This is a genomic window from Synechococcus sp. H55.11 (genome assembly GCF_047462475.1).
Classification (GTDB): domain Bacteria; phylum Cyanobacteriota; class Cyanobacteriia; order Thermostichales; family Thermostichaceae; genus Thermostichus.
Genome location: NZ_JANSJI010000321.1, coordinates 1 through 616 on the forward strand (window position 1 = coordinate 1; position 616 = coordinate 616).

Sequence of the window (616 nt, forward strand, 5' to 3'; positions counted from 1 at the left end):
CCCCTCTCCCAGAGGGAGAGGGGAGCTGGGCTGGAGCGGGAACGGGTAAACGGCTCTACTGCAGCATGACAAAGAGAAAGTCTTCCAACGCCGTCAGGAAGGTCAGCACCTCGTCAGTTGCCTGTTCTTTCGTCAGGGATCCCAGCTCGACGACCCGTTGAATCAGCTCTGCCACCGGAGTCGGCCCCTGCAGCAGCGGAGCCAGCCATCTCACCTTCTCGGCAGGGATGCTGATCCGCCCGTGGGTGGCCCCTGTCCACTGCATTTCGTAGGGGCGGTTCTCTTGCAGGGCCTTGTTGTACTCCTGGTGGAAGCGGGTATTGTCCATCAGCAGGGGGTTAAACTGCACGGATCCCGTCAGCCAATCCGCATCCGTCCAAGGCAGCACCAGGGAAGAGCCGGCGTGCTCGGCCCAAAAGTCGATGAGGCGATGGGCAGGCCGGATCAGCTCGTAGAGGTGCAGCCGCTCCATAACGCTGAGGGTTTCCAGCCGTTGCCGCACAAACTCCGGCACTTGCTTAAAGAGAGACTCCACCGACCAGTCGGGCATATCCACCAGGCTTAAAAAGCCCAACCCTGCCTGCTGCAACATGCCAAACACCTCGGGGATCGTAAA

At 60.6% G+C, this 616-nt stretch carries 1 pseudogene; it reads right to left on the bottom strand.

The features are described 5' to 3' along the window. Positions 1-55: 55 nt before the first annotated feature. Positions 56-616, bottom strand: a pseudogene (locus tag NW853_RS12795) (class I SAM-dependent methyltransferase); the annotation flags it as partial.